The sequence below is a fragment of the Duganella sp. 1224 genome (assembly GCF_013408245.1).
Lineage (GTDB): Bacteria > Pseudomonadota > Gammaproteobacteria > Burkholderiales > Burkholderiaceae_D > Rugamonas.
The window spans coordinates 452,834-470,649 of the sequence record NZ_JACBYS010000002.1 but is presented as its reverse complement, the minus strand read 5'-3'; the positions used below and the strand labels follow the sequence as shown (position 1 = coordinate 470,649).

The following is a 17,816-nucleotide window of genomic DNA, read 5'->3' as shown; positions in this document are numbered from 1 at the left end:
CTTATGCGGCGAGCCAGTCGCGGTGCGGCAGGAAGTCGGTGTACAGCGCCGCTTCCGGCGTGCCGGCCTCGGGTTCCCAGCGATAGCGCCATTTGACGATCGGCGGCATCGACATCAGGATCGCCTCGGTGCGGCCGCCCGATTGCAGGCCAAACAGCGTGCCGCGGTCGAACACCAGGTTGAATTCGACATAGCGGCCGCGCCGGTAGGCCTGGAAGTCGCGTTCGCGCTCGCCGTACGGCGTGTCCTTGCGCGCTTCCAGGATCGGCAGGTAGGCCTTGAGGAAGGCGTCGCCGACGCTTTGCGTCATGGCGAAGCTGCGCTCGAAGCCCTCGGCGTTATGGTCATCGAAGAAGACGCCGCCGACGCCGCGCGCTTCCTGGCGGTGCTTCAGGTAGAAATACTCGTCGCACCACTTCTTGAACTTGTCGTGCAGGCCGTCGCCGAACGGCGCCAGCGCGTCGCGGCAGGTCTGGTGGAAGTGCTTCACGTCCGCCACGTTGCCGTAGTACGGCGTCAGGTCCATGCCGCCGCCGAACCACCAGACCGGCTCGCCGGCGGCGTTGGTGGTGCTGAAGAAGCGCACGTTCATGTGCACCGTCGGCGCGTATGGATTGCGCGGATGGATCACCAGCGACACGCCCATGGCTTCCCACGGATTGCCGCCGATGTCCGGGCGGTGCGCCGACGCCGACGGCGGCAGCCTGGCGCCCAGCACGTGCGAGAAGTTGACGCCGCCGCGCTCGATCACATGGCCTTCTTCGACCAGGCGCGAAATCCCGCCGCCGCCTTCGGCGCGCTGCCACTCGTCGCGCAGGAATGGCTTGCCGTCGATGGCTTCCAGTCCCTGCACGATGCGGGCTTGCAGGTCGAGCAGCCAGGCTTTGACTGCCGCCGGCTGGGGTGGCGAGGCGGTGGCCGTCATCTTAGTGTTTCAGCCCGCGCCAGCCGATGTCGCGGCGGCACTGCATGCCGGCGAAGCGGATCTGGTCGACCACCTCGTAGGCGGTTTTCTGCGCCAGCTTGACGCTGTCGCCCAGGCCGACCACGCACAGCACGCGGCCGCCGCTCACCACCAGCTGGCCATCCACTTCGGCGGTGCCGGCATGGAAGGTGATGGCTTCCGGCGTCTCCGCCGGAATGCCGTCGATGACGGCGCCTTTCAGCGGCGCGTCCGGATAGCCGTCGGCGGCCAGCACCACGCCCACGGCGGTGCGGCGGTCCCATTCCAGTTCGATCTGGTCCAGCGTGCCGTTGACGGCGTGCTCCATCACCGCGACCAGGTCGGTCTTCAGGCGCGACATGATGGGCTGCGTTTCCGGGTCGCCCATGCGGCAGTTGAACTCCAGCGTGCGCGGATTGCCGGCGGCGTCGATCATCAGGCCGGCGTACAGGAAGCCGGTGAAGACGATGCCGTCCTTGGCCATGCCGGCGATGGTCGGGTTGATGATCTCGCGCATCACGCGCGCGTGCATCGCCGGCGTCACGATCGGCGCCGGCGAGTAGGCGCCCATGCCGCCGGTGTTCGGGCCTTCATCGTTGTCCTTCAGGCGCTTGTGGTCCTGGCTGGTGGCCAGCGGCAGGATGTTTTTGCCGTCGCACATGACGATGAAGCTGGCTTCTTCGCCGGCCAGGAATTCCTCGATGACGATGCGGGCGCCGGCGTCGCCGAAGCGGTTATCGGCCAGCATGTCGTCCACCGCGCGGTGCGCCTCTTCCAGCGACAGCGCCACCACCACGCCCTTGCCGGCGGCCAGACCGTCGGCCTTGATGACGATCGGCGCGCCGTTGGCGTCGATGTAGGCGTGCGCTTGCGCCACGTCCGAGAAGGTCTGGTATTTGGCGGTCGGGATGCCATGGCGCTGCATGAAGGCCTTGGCGAAGTCCTTGGAGGACTCCAGCTGCGCCGCTTCCCTGGTCGGGCCGAAGATCTTCAGGCCGCGTGCGCGGAACAGGTTGACGATGCCGCCGGCCAGCGGCGTCTCCGGACCCACCACGGTCAGGCTGATGCCTTCGCTCTCGACGAAGTTGGCCAGTTCGTGCAGGTCGGTGATGTTGACGTTGACCAGGCGCTGGTCGCGCGCGGTGCCGCCGTTGCCGGGGGCCACGTACACCATCTGGATGCGTTCGGACTGCGCCAGTTTCCAGGCCAGCGCATGTTCACGGCCGCCGGAGCCGACTACCAAAATTTTCATAAATCCTCAGCCTTCGCTCAGTCTTCGATTTCAACGTTGGAATACACTTCCTGGACGTCGTCCAGGGCTTCCAGCGCGTCCAGCAGCTTTTGCATCTTGAGCGCGTTGTCGCCGGTGACGGCGGTGACGGCGTCCGGCTTCATGATGATCTCGGCCACTTCGGCCTTGAAGCCCTTGGCTTCCAGCGCGTCCTTGACGCCGGCGAAATCGTGCGGGCCGCACAGCACCTCGATGCCGCCTTCGTCGTCGGTGAGCACGTCCTCGGCGCCAGCTTCCAGCGCCGCTTCCATCAGCGCGTCCTCGTTGGTGCCGGGCGCGAACAGGAACTGGCCGACGTGCTTGAACATGAAGGCCACCGAACCCTCGGTGCCCATATTGCCGCCGTTCTTGTTGAAGGCGTTGCGGACTTCGGCCACGGTGCGCACGCGGTTGTCGGTCATGCAGTCGACGATGACCGCCGCGCCGCCGATGCCGTAGCCCTCGTAGCGTACTTCCTCGTAGTTGGCGCCGTCCTCGCCGCCGGTGCCGCGGGTGATCGCGCGCTGCACGTTATCCTTCGGCATATTGGCGTCGGCCGCCTTGTCCATGGCCAGGCGCAGGCGCGGGTTGGCGGTCGGGTCACCGCCGCCCATGCGCGCAGCAACGGTGATTTCCTTGATCAGGCGAGTCCAGATCTTGCCGCGTTTCGCGTCAGTTGCTGCTTTTTTGTGCTTGATGTTGGCCCATTTGCTGTGTCCAGCCATGTTCGGTCTTCCTTCGGCGGTATGTCGTTGGTAATCGTTGGAGAATGCGGTGAGGGCGGTATTCTAGCATAAGAGCCCCGTCAGAAACCGTCCGCCGCCGCCGCCGCTCCGGCTAGAGGCCGGCCTCCACTTTTTGTAGAGAAGCTGTCATATCCTGCTGCTAGTGTTTACGTTTTTGACATTATTGCGTGAGCGGGAGCAAACATGGATCGTCGGCAGTTTCTGAAATTCGGCAGCTTTATCACGGTATCGGTGGCCTCGGGCGCGGGCCTGACGGCGTGCGGCGGCAGCGACCCGGCGCCGGGCAGCGACCTGCCGCTGGCCAGCGGCGCGTGGAAGTTCCCGCAAAGCGTGGCTTCCGGCGATCCGCGTCCGGACAGCATCCTGCTGTGGACCCGCGCCGTGCCGGCGGCGTTTGACAACGTGGCCGTGGCCACCGGCAGCGACAGCGCCATCCGCCTGATCGTCACCGCCGCCGACAACAGCGCCGCGCTGGGCAGCAACGCCGCGCTGAACGGCGCCACCGTGGCCGACGTCAAGCTGCCGTTGCAGGTCCAGTACGACAACACCGTGCGCCACAAGCTGACCGGCCTGTCGGCGGCCACCACCTATTATTACCAGTTCATCGCCGGCGACAACCGCTCCAACGTCGGCCGCTTCAAGACCGCGCCGGCGGCCGACGCCGACGTCGCGCAACTGCAGTTCGTCTACATGACCTGCCAGGACTGGAGCGTCAACCACTGGGGCGCGATGTCGTCCATCGCCGCCGAGCAGCTCGACTTCATCGTCCACCTGGGCGACTACATCTACGAGACGGTGGGCGAGGACTTCCAGCTGGGCGCCGTGGAAAGCCGCCACGACGCGCTGGTGCTGCCGGACGGCGTCTACAAGAACGGCGTGTCGGGCGCCAAGTACGCCAACACCGTCAACGACTACCGCTACCTGTACAAGAAGTACCGCACCGACAGCCGCCTGCAGGCGCTGCACGAGCGCTTCGCCTTCATCGCCATCTGGGACGACCACGAGTTCACCGACGACGCCTGGCAGGATGCCGAAACCTACGACGGCTCCTTCAACGCCGACGGCTCCGACCTGCACCAGCCCGCGCGCCGCCGCAGCGCCAACCAGGCCTGGTTCGAGTACATGCCGGCCGACGTGACGCTGGACGCTGCCAACACCACCTTCCAGAACATCAAGATTTACCGCGACTTCCAGTTCGGCAAACTGATGCAACTGGTGATGACCGACGAGCGCCTGTACCGGGCCGACCACATCATTCCGGAATCGTCGATCAACCCGGCCACCGGCAAGCCACTGGGCCGCATCGGCGCGCGCTACCTGGTGCCGCAGGACCTGTTCAACAGCGTGGAAGCGCAGAAGATGGCCGGCGCCAGGAGCATCGGCCTCGACCCGCTGACCACCGCCACCATGCTGGGCAACAGCCAGCGCCAGTGGTGGATGGACAAGATGAAGGCCGCCACCGCCACCTGGAAAGTGTGGGGCAATGAAGTATCGCTGCTGCGCATGGGGCTGAACGGCGTGGACGCGATTGCGACCCTGCTGGCGTTGAATGCGGTAAGCACGCTGGCCACCTCGGTCGGCACGGCGGCGGCAGCGGCCGGCGGCAACTTTGCCGTGGCCGGCGCCATCGTGGCCGGTGTGACGGCCGGCGCCACGGCCGCCGTGGCGCAAGCCGGCGCGCTGGCCATCGCCGGCAAGGCGGCCGGCGGCGGCGCGGCGGACGCGCAGGCCGCGGCCGGCGTGGCGGCCGGCCTGAGCGCGGCGCAGGCGGCGATCGCCGTCGCCACCTTCGGCAAAGTCAGTGCCGCCGCCAGCGCCGGCGTCACCGGCGCGGCGCAGGCCGCCGTGGCGGGGCAGACCATCGCCTTTGGCTACATCAAGCCGGACGTGCAGGCCAACAAGGCCGATTCGGTGTTCGTGGCGGCGTCCGGCAAGAAGGACGCGCTGGCGGCGTTCTTCACCAGGTTCCTGCTCAACTGCGACCAGTGGGATGGCTACAACAGCGAGCGCAAGGCGCTGATGGCGCATTTGAAGAGCAACAACATCGGCAACGTGGTGGCGATCACCGGCGACATCCACGCCTTCTTTGCCGGCACCGTCAGCGACGACTTCGACGCGGCCGGCGGCGGCACGCCGGTGATGGTGGACCTGGTGACGGCCGGCGTCAGCTCCGACTCGTTCTTCAGCTACCTGCGCGACGCGGCGGCGGCGCTGGGCGATATCGGCACGCTGGTGTCCTACCCGCTGGCGCTGCCGGTGACCGGGCTGGGCACGGTCAACCTGAGCTTCAACCTGCTGGACTACACGATGGGCAAGGCGGCGCCGACGGTGGCGTCGCTGGCCGAGCAGACGCGCGTGCAGTTGCGCGGCGCGCTGGCCGCGAAAGGCGTGCCCGAGGCGCAACTGGAGGCGACCACGGCGGCCGTGCTGGCCGGTTTGCAGGCCAACAGCGACTTCAACACCAGCCTGTTGACGCTGGCGCAGCAGCTGTCCGCGCTGGGCAACAACCCGTGGCTGAAGCACCTGAACACCGATGCGCAGGGTTACACGCTGGTGACCCTCACCCCCGGCAAGATGACCGCGCAGTTCCGCCAGGTGAACAAGCTGGTGGGCGCCAGCGCGCCCGGCACGGTGGTGGCGCGCACCACGGTGGCGACGGTGACGGCGGGTTCGCCGTCGGTGGCCATTAGCTGAGTTGTACCCCACACGCGCCGCCGGCCTGCCAGCGGCGCGTCCATGGGGTCTGACCCCGTACGGGGTCAGACCCCGCCGTGGGGTGCGGGGTAGAAAGCGAACCGCCCGGTTTGCCCGTACAATTGCCCCATGGACAAAAGCACACCACTCACGCGCGCCGCCTTCCTCAGCGGGCTGGGCATCGCCATCGGCGGCTCGGTACTCTTCTCCACCAAAGCCATCGTCGCCAAGCTGCTGTACCGCTACCACATCGACGCCGTCACCCTGATCGCCTTCCGCATGCTGTTCTCGCTGCCGGTGTTCGCCGCCGTCGCGCTGTGGAAGATGCGCACCGGCCCGGCGCTCACCGGCGCCGACCGCTGGCGCATCCTCGGCCTCGGCCTGGTCGGCTACTACCTGTCCAGCTTTCTCGACTTCCTCGGCCTGCAATACATCTCGGTCGGCCTGGAACGCCTGATCCTGTTCCTCACGCCCACCTTCGTGCTGCTGATCAGCTCCACCTTCCTCAAGCAACACATCAGCCGCAAGCAGTGGATGGCGCTGCTAACCTCCTACTGCGGCATCGTGCTGGTGTTCGTGCACGACCTGCTGGGCGGCAGCAACGTGATCCTCGGCGCGGCATTGGTCACCGGCTCGGCCGCCGCCTACGCCGCCTACCTGCTACTGTCCGGCGAAATGGTCAAGCGCCTTGGCCCGCTGAAGCTGGTGTCCTACGCCATGTGCGTTTCCACCGTCGCCTGCGTCGGCCAGTTCTTCCTGCTGCGCCCGGCCGCGGGGCTGATCCAGCCATTGCCGGTCTACGGCCTGTCGCTGGTCAACGGCCTGTTGTGCACGGTGGCGCCGGTGTTCATGACCATGATCGCCGTCGAACGCATCGGCGCCGGCACCGCCTCGCAGGCTGGTATGATCGGCCCTGTATCAACGCTGTTCCTGGGCGCGCTGCTGCTGGGCGAGCCCGTCACCTCCTGGCAGCTGGGCGGCACCGCCCTGGTGCTGGCCGGGATCTACCTGCTGTCCAAAAAATAGGATCACGACACATGAAATTCCGCATTGCCCTGATTGCGCACGATAAGAAAAAAGACGACATGATCACGCTGGCCAGCGAATACAAGGCCTTCCTCTCGACCTGCGCGCTGGTGGCCACCGGCACCACCGGCGGCCGCCTGATCAACGAGGTCGGCCTGGAGGTCGAACGCAAGCACTCCGGCCCGTTCGGTGGCGACTTGCAGATCGGCTCGCTGCTGGTGGAGGGCATGATCGACTGCGTGATCTTCCTGCGCGATCCGATGACGCCGCAGCCGCACGAACCGGACATCAACGCCCTGGTGCGCGCCTGCGACGTGCACAATACGCCGTGCGCCACCAACGTGGCGTCGGCACATCTGGTACTGTCTCAGCTTCAGCAGCGCGCCGCTGCGCAACCATAAAGGAGAGACGGCCATGGTCAAGGCGATCCGCATCAACCGCGTCGGCGGTCCCGAGGTGATGGAACTGGTGGAGGTCGATCTGCCGCCGCCCGGTCCGGGCGAAGTGCGGATGCGCCATGAGGCCATCGGCCTCAACTACATCGACGTCTACCACCGCACCGGCCTGTACCCGCAACCGCTGCCCGGCGCGCTGGGCGTGGAGGGCGCCGGCGTGGTGGAGGAAGTGGGCGAGGGCGTCACCGACATCAAGGTCGGCGACCGCGTGGCCTACGGCGGCCGGCCGCTCGGCGCCTATGCCGAGGCGCGCATCATTCCCGCCGCGCAGCTGCTGGTGCTGCCCAAGCAGATCGACTTCGACACCGCCGCCGCCATGATGCTGCAGGGGCTGACGGTGCAGTACCTGTTCCACCGCACGGTGGCGCTGAAGGCCGGCGACACCATCCTGTTCCACGCGGCGGCCGGCGGCGTCGGCCTGATCGCCTGTCAGTGGGCGCGCGTACTGGGCGTCAAGCTGATCGGCACGGTCGGCTCGGACGAGAAGGCGGCGCTGGCGATCGAGCACGGCGCCACCCACGTCATCAACTACAACAAGGACAACTTCACCGAGCGGGTGCGCGAGCTGACCGGCGGCGAGGGCGTGTCGGCGGTGTACGACTCGATCGGCAAGGACACCTTCATCGGCTCGCTGGACTGCCTGCGGCCGCTGGGCACCATGGTCAGCTTCGGCAATGCCTCCGGCCCGGTGCCGCCGTTCAGCCTGAGCGAGCTGGCCAGCCGCGGCTCGCTGTTCGTCACGCGGCCGAGCTTGATGTCGTATGCCGCCAGGCGCGAGGATCTGGAGGCGATGGCCAAGTCGCTGTTCGGCGTGGTCAGCAGCGGCGAAGTGAAGATCGACATCCGCCAGCGCTACGCCCTGGCCGACGTGCAGCAGGCGCACCGCGACCTGGAGGCGCGCAAGACCACCGGCTCGACCATCCTGCTGCCATGACCGCACGCCCCGACGACGACGACACCCAGAGCGACGAGCGCGACGACGGCGACTTCTCGGACATGCTGAGCGAGATGCGCATCCTGCTGCCGGGGGCGCAGATGCTGTCGGCCTTCCTGGTGATTTTGCCGTTCAACTCCGGCTTCGCGCAGATTGTGCAGGTGGAAAAGCTGCTGTTCCTGGCGACGTTTGTGTTTGCGCTGGCCAGCTTGGTGCTGCTGAGTGCGCCGGCGATCCAGCACCGGCTGTTGCGACCGTTGAAGGACAGGGCACGCTTCAAGCGGATTGCCACGCGGCAGATTGTGGCCGGCGCGTTCACGCTGGCGATCGCGCTGGTGCTGGGGACGGACTTGGTGATATCGGAAGTGTTTGGCGCCACCATCGGGCTGGTGGTGGCGGGGGTGATGGGGGTGCTGATCCTGCTGGCCTGGTGGCTGATGCCGCTCTACATGAAGCGCCGCATGTAGTAATTGCGTGCGGCATCCGCGAAACCCGCACACCGCTAACGCCAGGGTCTGACCCCGTACGGGGTCAGACCCTTACGTCCGGGGTGCAGGCTTAGTTCGCCTTGGGCGCCGGATTGGCCGCCTGCAGCGTCTCGGTCTTCGGATCGATGGTCACGTCGATGGTGCGCGGCACGCCGTTCTGCCCCGGGAACCCGGTGAACGCGCTCTGCACCAGCGCCGGCATCACATGCGGCGTGGCCTGCACCGCGCTGGTATTCTGCACCGTCACGTCATACAGCTTGCGGCCGCTGGTGCTGTTGATCGTCACGCGCAGCTGGCGCTGATACTGGTGCTTGATGCGCTCCTCCGCGTAGGTCGGACCAAAGCGGTACGGATCGTAGAAGTACGGACGATAGCCCCAACGCGAATACCCCCAGCGGCCATAATAGCCAGGACCCCAGTACGGCCCCCCAAACGGATCCTCCTGCAGCACCCGCACCGGATGGTCGATGGTGAAGTATTTCATGCCCACGAGCAACTTAGGCTGCTGGCCCTCGGCCGCCTGGTGGAAGCCCAGCTGGCCCAGCTGGTTGGCCACCAGCACCTGGTAGTTGCGGTATTCCAGCGTGTCCTCGGCCCCTTGCGGCGCCTCGAAGGCATAGGTCTTGTCCTGGATGTCGGCCGGCCAGTCGTTGAACGCGGTCACGTTGCTGTGGATGGTGGTGGCGCAGCCGCTTAACAGCATCACGGCAGCCGTGGCGAGTGTGGCAAGGTATTTCATGATGAAGTCCTCCAATGAGACGGTATTTTTCAGGGCTAAGTTTAGGACGCCGCCCCGGACCCTGCAGTTTTATTACACAATGTTACGGCATCATGGAAATCAGCAACTTTAACAGAGCGCGGCCAATTCCGCGCATGGGCTGGTCCCGTATTGGTAAAATAAGCTTTTGCCTCCGTCCCTACCGAGTCTCCAATGCGCACAGACAGCAGCCCCACGACGATATACCGCAAAGATTACACCCCTCCGGCCTACCTGGTGGACACCGTAGAACTCGGATTCGACCTGGCCCCGGCGCAGACCGTGGTGGCCAACCGCATCACGCTGCGCCAGAACCCGGCGTCGGCCAGCCATGACCTCGTGCTGCACGGCGAGGACATCGACCTGGTGCAGGTCCGCCTCAACGGCAAGCCGCTGGCCGCCGGCGAGTACGAGCTCAACGAATCGACGCTGACCATCCGCAGCGCCCCGGCCGCCGTGGTGCTGGATATTGAAACGCTGTGCGCGCCGGCCGAGAACACCACGCTGTCCGGCCTGTACGTCTCCAACGGCAACTTCTTCACGCAATGCGAGGCCGAAGGCTTCCGCCGCATCACCTTCTTCCCCGACCGTCCCGACGTGATGGCCAAGTACACGGTGATGCTGCGCGCCGACAAGCAGCAGTACCCGGTGCTGCTGTCCAACGGCAACCTGGTCGAGGAGGGCGACCTCGGCGACGGCCGCCACTACGCCAAGTGGGAAGACCCGTTCAAGAAGCCGTCCTACCTGTTCGCGCTGGTCGCGGCCAGGCTGGTGTGCCAGGAAGAGCAATTCAAGCTGGCCGACGGCCGCACCGTGCTGCTGCAGGTCTGGGTCGAAGAGGGCAACCTCGACAAGACCGACTACGCCATGCAGTCGCTGAAGAATTCGATCCGCTGGGACGAGGAGCGCTTCGGCCTGGAGCTGGACCTGGACCGCTTCATGATCGTTGCCGTGGGCGACTTCAACATGGGCGCGATGGAAAACAAGGGCCTGAACATCTTCAACACCAAGTTCGTGCTGGCCAACCCGCGCACCGCCACCGACGTCGACTTCGCCGGCATCGAGGCGGTGGTTGGCCACGAATACTTCCACAACTGGACCGGCAACCGCATCACCTGCCGCGACTGGTTCCAGCTGTCGCTGAAGGAAGGCCTGACCGTGTTCCGCGACCAGGAATTCTCGGCCGACATGATCGGCACCGACTCCGGCCGCGCCGTCACCCGCATCGACCAGGTGCGCACCTTGCGCCAGGCGCAGTTCCCGGAGGACGCCGGCCCGATGTCGCACCCGGTGCGGCCCGACTCCTTCGTCGAGATCAACAACTTCTACACCGTCACCGTGTACGAGAAGGGCGCCGAAGTGGTGCGCATGTACCAGACCCTGCTGGGCCGCGACGGCTTCCGCAAGGGCATGGACCTGTACTTCGACCGCCACGACGGCCAGGCCGTCACCTGCGACGACTTCCGCTTCGCCATGGCCGACGCCAACGGCCGCGACCTGACCCAGTTCGAGCGCTGGTACTCGCAGGCCGGCACGCCGGTGGTGACCGCGCGCACCCGCTACGACGCCGTCAAGCGCCACTTCGACATCATCCTGTCGCAGCGCGGCCAGCCGGGCCAGCAGCCGTTCCACATTCCGGTGGCGGTCGGCCTGCTGGGCGCCAACGGCAAGGACTTGGCGCTGACGCTGGAAAACGGCCAGCACGACAAGGGCGCCACCACGGTGGTGCTGGAGCTGACCGAGCAGGAGCAGATCTTCCGCTTCCGCCACGTCGACGAGCGCCCGACGCCGTCGATCCTGCGTGACTTCTCGGCCCCGGTGATCCTCGAATACGACTACACCGACAACGAACTGCTGCACCTGTTCAGCCACGACAGCGACCCGGTCAACCGCTGGGAAGCCGGCCAGCGCCTGGCCATGGAGCGCCTGCTGAAGCTGACCGCGCAGGTGGCCGCCCACGGCAGCGCCCACCTCAAGCTGGACAGCACCTTCATCAACGCCATGCGCGCCGTGCTGACCGACGAGTCGCTCGACCCGGCGTTCCGCGAACTGGCGCTGATCCTGCCCTCGGAAACCATCATCGCCGAGCAGATGGACGTGGTCGACCCGCACGCCATCCACGCCGCGCGCCAGTACATGCGCCGCACCATCGGCGCCGCGCTCAAGCCGGAACTGCTGGCGCAATACCACGCCAATCAGACGCCGGGCGAATACAGCCCGGACGCGCTGTCGGCCGGCAAGCGCGCGCTGAAAAACCTGTGCCTGTCCTACCTGCTGGTGGCGCCCCAGGCGGACGAGCTGCGCCTCGCCCAACAGCAGTGCGAAACCGCCACCAACATGACCGACCGCTCGGCCGCCCTGGTCGCGCTGATCCACAGCGGCGCCGACGCCGGCCCTTACCTGCAAGCCTTCTACGACGACTTCGACAACGAAGCGCTGGTCATCGACAAATGGTTCGCCATGCAGGCCTCGGCGCCGACCGCCAACGTGGCCGCGATCCGCAAGCTGATGCAGCACCCGGCCTTCACGCTGAAAACGCCGAACCGCGCGCGGGCGCTGATCTTCAACTTCACCAACGCCAACCCGTCGCAATTCCACGCGGTGGACGGCAGCGCCTACGCCTTCTGGGCCGAGTACGTGATCCAGCTGGACGCCATCAACCCGCAAGTGGCGGCGCGCCTGGCGCGCGCCCTGGACCGCTGGCGCCGCTACGCGCCGGCGCTGCAGGCCAAGATGAAGCAGGCGCTGGAAAAGGTCGCCAGCCACAAGCTGTCGAACGACGTCGCCGAAGTCGTGACGAAAGCGCTGGCCGCCTAGCGTCGCTCCTGCGAAAGCAGGAGCCCATGCTGAGCAAAGAAAACCATTACATTACTACCAAGGGAACCCATGAAACGAGTCAGCCTCACGCAATACCTGGTGGAAGAGCAGCGCCTCCACAACAACATCCCGGCAGAGCTGCGCCTGCTGATCGAAGTGGTGGCGCGCGCCTGCAAGACCATCAGCCACTCGGTCGGCAAGGGCGCGCTGGGCGAAGTGCTCGGCAGCGCCGACACCGAAAACGTCCAGGGCGAAGTGCAGAAAAAGCTGGACATCATCTCCAACGAAATCCTGCTGGAAGCCAACGAATGGGGCGGCCACCTGGCGGCCATGGCCTCGGAAGAGATGGAATCGATCCACCCGATTCCCAACCGCTATCCGAAGGGCGAATACATGCTGCTGTTCGACCCGCTGGACGGCTCGTCGAACATCGACGTCAACGTCTCGATCGGCACCATCTTCTCGGTGCTGAAGGCGCCGGAAGGCATGACCCAGCCGAGCGAAGCCGACTTCATGCAGCCCGGCTCGAAGCAGGTGGCCGCCGGCTACGCGGTGTACGGCCCGCAGACCATGCTGGTGCTCACCACCGGCAACGGCGTCAACTGCTTCACGCTGGACCGTGAAATGGGCTCGTGGGTGCTGACCCAGCGCGACATGCAGATTCCGGCCAAGACCAAGGAATTCGCCATCAACATGTCCAACCAGCGCCACTGGCACGCGCCGGTGCAGCGCTACATCAGCGAGCTGCTGGCCGGCGACACCGGCCCGCGCGGCACCAACTTCAACATGCGCTGGATCGCCTCGATGGTGGCCGACGTGCACCGCATCCTGAACCGCGGCGGCATCTTCATGTACCCGGCCGACACCCGCGACACCTCGATGCCCGGCAAACTGCGCCTGATGTACGAAGCCAACCCGATGGCCTTCATCGTCGAACAGGCGGGCGGCGCGGCCACCGACGGCAAGCAGCGCATCCTCGACATCCAGCCGCACAAACTGCACCAGCGCGTGCCCGTCTTCCTCGGCTCGCGCGACGAAGTGGCGGTGGTCACCGCCTACCACGCCGAGGGCTGAATAGCCGCCTATCCGCACAAGGCAATGAAATAGTTGCAACCAGTTCCAAAAATTATTGTTTTGGGACTGGTTGGACGGAAGGTTCTTTGTTAGAATGCGGGTCGTCGCCGCTGTAGCTCAGTCGGTAGAGCAGCGCATTCGTAATGCGAAGGTCACCAGTTCGATTCCGGTCAGCGGCACCAGGAACAATCAAGAAACCCGTTTTTCTCGTTGAGGAAAGCGGGTTTTTTGTATTCGCTCCTCTTTCAATAGCAGCGCCCCCCTGAATTATTATTTTCTCAGTGCAGACTTATTGGTATTAAGCGCAGGTTTGCGTTTTAGCAATGGCGGTAATTAAAGACCAGGAATAATTACCCTTGTTCTAGCTGGAGATTAGGATGAGGCGCCATACAATCACACTTGGAGCATTAACGTCCGCACTTCATCCAGTGCATTGAAGGCCCGGCTGGGCCTTTGCAAACGCTGTTCGCGTCGATCCAGGTCGACCGGCGCCACAGGGACATTTTGCTGCTGGTCGATGAGCCGATCGAGACGCGCGACTTCGCCGCCTGGACCATGGGCTATGCGCCGCTGGAGGCCAACAGCTTCAGCCGATTATTAACCGCCGCCTGGCCCGCCAGGGAAGCCGATACGCTGCCTGCCGGGCGGTCGAAGGGCAAGCAATTGCTGCAGGTGGTGTGGGAGCAAATCGCCTCCGGTGTGGCCTTCCGATAGCGGCTGGCCGGCGCCAGGCTCCCGTTGCCGTCAGGCGGTTTTCGCTTTCCGGGTCAGCAGCGTGGCTGCCGCCACCGTGCCGACGATGCCCAGCACCAGCGCGGTGGTGCTGCCGGAGAAGCCGACGGCGGTGTCGATGGCGAGCTTGCCGGCCTTGGGGCCAACCAGTTCCAGCCGGCGCTTGGTCATGTCCGCGCCCAGCTCGCTCAGGCGGTCTTTGCTCAGCACGCGCTCGGCGTGCGGCAGCAGCACGGTTTCCTCGTCGGCCACGTGGTGGATCACTTCGCGCATCAGCTGGTGCAGCAGCTGGCCGTGGTGCAGGTCGGTGGCGGGCGTGGCGCGCAGTTCGGCGATCAGGCGGCGCATTTCGTTGTGTTCGGGCACGCTTTTCAGCAGCACCGGCTCGTTGGCGTCGAAGGTGCGGGCGGCCGGGTAGAAGATTTCTTCCTCCAGCGTGGCGTGGATTTCGAGGGCGTTGCAGATGGTGTCGGCCAGCGCTTTTTTGACCTTGGGCTTGGCGTCGATCGTGTATTGGTGGAAGGTGACCAGCACGTGCGAGTGGTCGAAGCGGATCATGTCGGTGATGGTCGGGCTGAGTTTTTTGAGCGCAAACATGGCGGTGTCTCCTGGCGTGGTGGCTGGGAGGTCCATGATATCGGCGGCGCTGCGCCGGGGGCGTAGGAGGACGCCGATTTGTTTGTCAGACCGTGGCTTGTAGTGGCAGTCCGGCCAGCTCACGCGCGCGCAGGCAGGTGGCGTCGCCGGCTTCGCATTCGCGGCAGGTGCTGGAGCGCTGCGGGTAGATAGTGCAGCTGACGGCCTGGCCGACTTCGCCGCTCAGGCAGGCGCAGCGCACCGGCGATTGCAGCGTGCCGTTCATCGCCACGTGCCAGGGCGATACCGGCGTGACCAGTTCCCTGGGCACGGTGCCGTCTGGATGGAGCGTGGTCTCGCTCCAGTAGAAGCTGACGCGGAATACGGCGCAGCAGGCGCCGCAGGATTGGCAATCGTAGGGCATGCCGGCTTGGTCTCCTGGTTGGGAAGACGCTTATTCTACTGACTTTCTGAGGCGTTCGGTCAGCGGCCACAGGGTGAGCGTGGCGATGACGGCGATGGCGCTGCCGAGCAGGTTGTTTTCCAGCCGCGCCAGCGCGTAGTTGTATTCGTCGACCAGCGGCATGGCGTAATCGGCCACCAGCACGAACGATGGCGTCAGGAAGGCGACGAAGACGCCATAGCCGGCCGGCCGCAGCGTCATCGTCAGGCCGATCAGCGGGAACACCGCCAGCGCGATTGCCAGCGGCGACGTCGCCACGCCGCTGATGCCGATCGCGATCACCGTGCCGACCACGGTGCCGACCGCGCGCTCCATGCTGCGCGGCAGGGTGCCGGAGGCCGATGGCTGCAGTATCAGCAGCACGGCCATCGTGGCCCAGTAGCCGTAGGGCAGGTGCAGCAGGTGCACCGTCAGGTAGGCGACCGTGGTGGCGATGCCGAGCCGCAGCGCGAAGTGCAGGCCGTCGCTGGACAGCGTGGCGTGGTCGCGCAGCTGCCGCAGTCCTTCGCGCACCGACTGCACGGCGGCTTGCCGCCAGTTGGTGCTGTAGCGCTCCGGCGTTTGAGGGCCGATCTGCCAGATCATCACGCTCAGCGCGGTGGCGAACAGGCAGCCGACCAGGTACACCGCCAGCCAGGCCATGCCGCCGGCGTCGCCGTGCCATGGACGGTCGACCATCACCACGCAGGCGGTGGCGGCGAGGATGGCCACCTGATAGGCCTTGGCGCCCCAGATGCGCGCCAGTCCGGCGCTGGTCACCCACAGGAAGAGGGCAGCGGCACCGGCCATCGTGCCGAAGCTGGCGGCATAGGTGGTCAGTCCGCCGGTGAGCGTGGACAGCGCGGCGAACGACAGCATCGACGCCACGCGGTGGCGCGCGCTGTCCGAGGCCGTCGCCAGCGAGGTCCAGAAGGCGCCGATGGCGGCCCAGGCGAAATCCGGCGCGTGCAGTGCGCAGCCCACCAGCAGCATGAGGGCGGAGGCCGAGGCGGCGCGCATGCCTTCCAGCAGATTGGCCTTGTCGGTGGCGTTGGCCACGAGTGCTTTAAGCATGCGCGGCCTCCGTCTCTTCACGGTAGAAGGCGCGCCTTGACGTGTGGCCGATGCCGGGATTGAAGCAGTTGCACGGGTCCAGTTCCTGGTAGTGGCGGCGCAGCGCCTCCTTGGCGTAGTACAGGTGGCCCACATTGTGCTCGGCCGGATATTCGGCGCCGCGCGCGTCCAGCAGTGCCCACATCTTGTGCTCGATCGCCATCGGGTCGTGGCCCTTGCGGACGATGTAGTCCTGGTGGAAGACGTGGCACAGGAAGTGGCCGTAGTACAGCGTGAGCATCAGCGGTTCTTCGATATCGCGCGGCAGCGTCTCGAACCAGTTGCGTTGATTGCGCGGCAGGGCGATGTCCAGCGCCAGGATGTTTTCCACGGTGCGGGTGTGGACGGCGCGGTAGCGGTTGGCGGCGCCGGCGGCGGCAAAGCGGTGCAGGAAGGCCTTGGCGCCTTCGTCCGGCGTGCATTCGAAGTAGCCGCCCTCGGCGCCGCCGAAGTAGCCTTGCAGGTAGCGCCGCGCTTCGTCCGCGCCTTGTGCGCTCACCTTGAGCAGCAGGTGGTGTTCGTAGCGCTGGTGGTAGTCCATCATGCGCGGCGGCAGGTGGCGCGGCAGCAGCGCGCTGATTCCCTGGGCGATGCGGTCGGTCAGGTTGGATGGCAGGAAGGGCAGCTTGTCGAAGAAGGCGTCGCAGCGGGCCTTGAGCGCGAACATGGCCGGCAGGCGCGCGGCGCCCAGGTGCTGGATCAGCAGGAAGGTGTCCTTGCCGTACTTCTCGGCCACGGCGAAGGCGTCGCGGTGCAGGTATTCGCCGGCGATGGGCAGGTGCGTGAACTGGCCCAGCGCCGCGCGGCGCACGTCGGTCAGTTCGTCGATGCGGTTGCTGCCGATGTAGAACACCACCGGGTCTTTCTCCATCGGGAAGGTGTCCAGCCGCACGGCGAACACCATTACCTTGCCGGCCGAGCCGGACGCCTCGTACAGGCGGCTCGGGTCGGCGTTGTAGCGCGCCGGCGTGGCGGCGTCGATCTGGCGCACGTGGTCCACGTAGCGGTGGTCGTGGACGGCGCCGGCATCGGCGACGATGGCGCCGGCCGCGAAGGCGCCGCGCTCGACGGCGGCCAGCACGGCTTCCTCATCGCCGTCGAGATAAATGCCGAGGTGATTGGTCAGCACCAGCCGGCCCTGCGCGTCCACGCGGGCGAACAGCGACAGTTCGGTGTAGGCCGGGCCGCGCTGCACCAGCGCGCCGCCGGAATTGTTGCAGATGCCGCCGAACACCGAGGCGCCGATGCAGCTGGAGCCGATTACCGAGTGCGGCTCGCGGCCCAGCGGCGCCAGCGCGCGTTCCAGCTGGTCGAGCGTGGCGCCGGGCAGGCAGACCACCTGCTTGCCGTCTTCGATCAGGTGCACGGTTCTCATGCGGCTCATGCTGACGATGACGATCTCGCGGTCGTAATCGTCGCCATCCGGCGTCGAGCCGCCGGTCAGGCCGGTGTTGGACGCTTGCGAGATGACGATGACGTTGGCCGCCACGCAGGCCTTCAACACACGCCATTGCTCCACCAGCGAGCCGGGACGCACCACCGCCAGCGCCTTGCCGCTGCCGAAGCGGATGCCGGTGCGGTAGCGGCGGGTCTGGCTGTCGCCGGTCAGCACATGCTGCTTGCCGACGATGCCGATCAGGTGGGGAATGAGTGAGGTCGTCATGGGTACAGCTTACGAGACGCGCAGGCGCGAATCCAATATTTCGTGGTAGTCTTTTCAAGACGAAAAAGATATCAGTCAGTGCACTT

At 66.0% G+C, this 17,816-nt stretch carries 16 protein-coding genes and 1 tRNA gene; 9 read left to right on the top strand and 8 right to left on the bottom strand.

The features are described 5' to 3' along the window. Nucleotide 1: 1 nt before the first annotated feature. The 3 genes from hemF to FHW58_RS14115 are packed head-to-tail and all read right to left on the bottom strand — an operon-like array spanning nt 2 to nt 2,938. The gene (gene hemF, locus FHW58_RS14125) at nt 2-925 is read right to left on the bottom strand and encodes an oxygen-dependent coproporphyrinogen oxidase (RefSeq protein WP_179673774.1); all 924 of its coding nucleotides are present in this window, start codon (nt 923-925) and stop codon (nt 2-4) included. A 1-nt stretch (nt 926) separates the two neighbouring features. Beyond that, nucleotides 927-2,195: a phosphoribosylamine--glycine ligase gene (purD, locus tag FHW58_RS14120; protein ID WP_179673773.1), complete on the bottom strand. Its 1,269-nt coding sequence runs from the start codon at nt 2,193-2,195 to the stop codon at nt 927-929. Nucleotides 2,196-2,212: 17 nt separating this feature from the next. Beyond that, nucleotides 2,213-2,938, bottom strand: coding sequence for a YebC/PmpR family DNA-binding transcriptional regulator (locus FHW58_RS14115; RefSeq protein WP_179673772.1), 726 nt, complete (start codon nt 2,936-2,938; stop codon nt 2,213-2,215). A 204-nt stretch (nt 2,939-3,142) separates the two neighbouring features. Between FHW58_RS14115 and FHW58_RS14110 the strand changes: the two genes are divergently transcribed. The 5 genes from FHW58_RS14110 (at nt 3,143) to FHW58_RS14090 (ending at nt 8,535) form a co-directional block, all read left to right on the top strand. Further along, on the top strand, nt 3,143-5,653 hold the full coding sequence (locus tag FHW58_RS14110) for an alkaline phosphatase (RefSeq protein WP_179673771.1): 2,511 nt from the start codon (nt 3,143-3,145) through the stop codon (nt 5,651-5,653). A gap of 129 nt (nt 5,654-5,782) precedes the next feature. Beyond that, nucleotides 5,783-6,679: a DMT family transporter gene (locus FHW58_RS14105; RefSeq protein ID WP_179673770.1), complete on the top strand. Its 897-nt coding sequence runs from the start codon at nt 5,783-5,785 to the stop codon at nt 6,677-6,679. Nucleotides 6,680-6,690: 11 nt separating this feature from the next. Next, complete coding sequence (locus tag FHW58_RS14100; protein ID WP_179673769.1) at nt 6,691-7,080, top strand: methylglyoxal synthase; 390 nt, start codon at nt 6,691-6,693, stop codon at nt 7,078-7,080. Between the two features lie 13 nt (nt 7,081-7,093). Continuing rightward, nucleotides 7,094-8,068, top strand: a complete 975-nt coding sequence (locus tag FHW58_RS14095; RefSeq protein WP_179673768.1) for a quinone oxidoreductase — start codon at nt 7,094-7,096, stop codon at nt 8,066-8,068. Next, nucleotides 8,065-8,535 (top strand): DUF6328 family protein, encoded by a 471-nt coding sequence (locus tag FHW58_RS14090; RefSeq protein ID WP_179673767.1) that lies wholly within the window; start codon nt 8,065-8,067, stop codon nt 8,533-8,535. The genes FHW58_RS14095 and FHW58_RS14090 overlap by 4 nt, the downstream gene beginning before the upstream one ends. A 91-nt stretch (nt 8,536-8,626) precedes the next feature. Here the strand turns inward: FHW58_RS14090 and FHW58_RS14085 are convergent, their stop codons facing one another. Beyond that, nucleotides 8,627-9,295: a DUF4136 domain-containing protein gene (locus FHW58_RS14085; RefSeq protein WP_179673766.1), complete on the bottom strand. Its 669-nt coding sequence runs from the start codon at nt 9,293-9,295 to the stop codon at nt 8,627-8,629. Nucleotides 9,296-9,487: 192 nt separating this feature from the next. Between FHW58_RS14085 and pepN the strand changes: the two genes are divergently transcribed. From pepN to FHW58_RS14065, 4 genes are all read left to right on the top strand, one after another. Next, on the top strand, nt 9,488-12,130 hold the full coding sequence (pepN, locus tag FHW58_RS14080; protein WP_179673765.1) for an aminopeptidase N: 2,643 nt from the start codon (nt 9,488-9,490) through the stop codon (nt 12,128-12,130). A gap of 69 nt (nt 12,131-12,199) precedes the next feature. Further along, nucleotides 12,200-13,204, top strand: a complete 1,005-nt coding sequence (locus tag FHW58_RS14075; protein WP_179673764.1) for a class 1 fructose-bisphosphatase — start codon at nt 12,200-12,202, stop codon at nt 13,202-13,204. Between the two features lie 106 nt (nt 13,205-13,310). Next, nucleotides 13,311-13,386, top strand: a tRNA-Thr gene (locus tag FHW58_RS14070). A gap of 241 nt (nt 13,387-13,627) precedes the next feature. Then, nucleotides 13,628-13,918, top strand: a complete 291-nt coding sequence (locus FHW58_RS14065) for a BLUF domain-containing protein (RefSeq protein ID WP_373996687.1) — start codon at nt 13,628-13,630, stop codon at nt 13,916-13,918. 30 nt (nt 13,919-13,948) lie between these two features. On the opposite strand, the gene FHW58_RS14060 is transcribed toward FHW58_RS14065, so the two are convergent. From FHW58_RS14060 to dld, 4 genes are all read right to left on the bottom strand, one after another. Then, nucleotides 13,949-14,533, bottom strand: coding sequence for a hemerythrin domain-containing protein (locus FHW58_RS14060; protein ID WP_179673762.1), 585 nt, complete (start codon nt 14,531-14,533; stop codon nt 13,949-13,951). A gap of 85 nt (nt 14,534-14,618) precedes the next feature. Continuing rightward, nucleotides 14,619-14,936, bottom strand: a complete 318-nt coding sequence (locus tag FHW58_RS14055; protein WP_179673761.1) for a YkgJ family cysteine cluster protein — start codon at nt 14,934-14,936, stop codon at nt 14,619-14,621. 30 nt (nt 14,937-14,966) lie between these two features. Beyond that, nucleotides 14,967-16,028 (bottom strand): FUSC family protein, encoded by a 1,062-nt coding sequence (locus FHW58_RS14050; protein WP_179673760.1) that lies wholly within the window; start codon nt 16,026-16,028, stop codon nt 14,967-14,969. Further along, nucleotides 16,021-17,730 carry a D-lactate dehydrogenase gene (gene dld / locus FHW58_RS14045; protein WP_179673759.1) on the bottom strand — a complete coding sequence of 570 codons (1,710 nt, stop codon included), beginning with the start codon at nt 17,728-17,730 and terminating at the stop codon, nt 16,021-16,023. Before dld ends, FHW58_RS14050 begins: the two co-directional genes overlap by 8 nt. Between the last annotated feature and the right edge of the window lie 86 nt (nt 17,731-17,816).